At 53.7% G+C, this 1,652-nt stretch carries 2 protein-coding genes; both read right to left on the bottom strand.

Annotated elements, in window-relative coordinates:
* Positions 1 to 58 precede the first annotated feature (58 nt).
* The gene (locus tag ACFS25_RS31870; RefSeq protein WP_381509279.1) at positions 59 to 751 is read right to left on the bottom strand and encodes a hypothetical protein; all 693 of its coding nucleotides are present in this window, start codon (positions 749 to 751) and stop codon (positions 59 to 61) included.
* The coding region (locus tag ACFS25_RS31865; RefSeq protein WP_381509277.1) for a DUF5712 family protein at positions 748 to 1,652 on the bottom strand (905 nt) is incomplete at its 5' end. The genes ACFS25_RS31870 and ACFS25_RS31865, both read right to left, overlap by 4 nt.

Below are 1,652 nucleotides of genomic sequence, written 5' to 3'. Positions count from 1 at the left end.
GACTAAAAATACCGATCAAAACCTCTTTTTTTCCCCGTTGTTAATTGACCAGGCTACACTAAGGATTCACCTTTTTCAGGTACGCTTTCCACACCTCGGGATACTTCTCCTGAATCCAACCCGCAAACTCCTTGGTGGCATTGTCCTGGATGCGCATCGTCTGAATCTCATGTTGGTACGACTGCTCGTACAAGGCTACACCGCTCCCAATCACGACCAGTAGCCCAAACACCAACAAGGCGGATGGCCAACTGGTAAAGCCAATACGATTAGCCCACGCAGTGGCTTTACTGCGGCTGGCCCACTCGATGCGATTGGCCGCCGTATTACCGGCCTGCTCAATGCGCTCCGCTACGGCCAGCCCAACGGCCCGTATTTCGTTCACCCCTTCGTCGGTGGCGGTTTTCAGGTTGCTTACCGTGGGCATCCCTTTGGTTAACTCAGGCAGTAACAACCGAGCAATCGGCTCAGGATCCAACTTGAAATCAATGCCTTCTCGAGCGGCTTGCATCAAGGCCTTCAATTCAGCTTGGCTGGCTCCTTTGGGCAGTTTTTCCCACCGGTCAAACCGTTTATTTAACGCTTCAATAGCCGTGTTCTGGCGGCTTAGTTCATCGACTAACCGTTGAATCGGATCGTACCCACTCGGTGCGGCTGGCTGCGCAGCCGGTGACACGCTACCCGCTGCGGGAATAGGGGTACTGAACGTACTCTTTTGATTCAGGTTGTTTAGATATTTATTCTCACTCATAACTGCATACCCCGGTCCTGACGGGGCGTTTGTTGGATACCTTGTTCTAACCGTTGTGCTTGTTTTAGGCTTTCGGCCCGCTCTAATTCCAGCTGACGAGCTTGCTCCTGCTGGCGCTGCTGGGCCAATTGCTGACGGATCTGCTCGGCTTGGTCTAAGCCTTGGCTCAAGGTGCGAATGTCTTGCTGGTGGTAGGCCTGCCCTAAACCGGTCTGTAACTCGATCTGTCGGGCTTGGCTGGCCAGCTCCACTGATCGGGCCTGCTCCCGTTGCTGGCTACGCTCCAGGGCAGCGGCTTGACTTAGTTCGGCTTTGAGGCCCTCATCTCCGTACTTCATCCCGTGCAGATACCGGAACGAGTCAGTCAGACTACGCTCGTAGCCAAAGCCCTGATCGAAGCGTTGCTCAACCCGCTGACTAAAACCGTTGCGTTCAAAACCGCCTAACACGACGCCTTTAGTCGTGCCTTTATGATTGGTCAGCGGACTCAGATGATAAGGATTCTTGCGCTCATGCAAGCCTTCAGCCAGACCCTGTTTATATTCCCGCAAACTCTCGGTACGGCTCACGATCACATGAATATGAGTCTGATCCCCCACTTTAAGTCCTCCCTTGGCCTGCTCCCCCAACTGAACCGCGCGGTCGGTGTAATCATAACTGCGGCTGTGTTCGATTTTAGCGTACCACACCAGGTCTTTACTGTCTATCCCCTTGCCAAAATTCTGGGCGTATGCCTCCATCGCCGAACGGGTAAAAGCCTTGAGGGCTTCCGGATCGGAGCCAATATGGGCTAATTCAGACTTGGAGGGGGCGAGTACAATCTGATAGTACTTGTCATCTTCCCGCCCCAAATTCCGTTTGTTGGCATCCAGTTCGGCCATGACCTGGTAACCGGCAACGG

Source organism: Spirosoma flavum (assembly GCF_042686045.1).
Classification (GTDB): Bacteria; Bacteroidota; Bacteroidia; order Cytophagales; family Spirosomataceae; genus Spirosoma; species Spirosoma flavum.
This window is presented reverse-complemented; position numbering and strand designations above follow the sequence as displayed.

Bases quoted from the DNA above. Each gene is read 5' to 3' on its own strand.
- ACFS25_RS31870 (WP_381509279.1), bottom strand. From the start codon at position 751: ATGAGTGAGAATAAATATCTAAACAACCTGAATCAAAAGAGTACGTTC.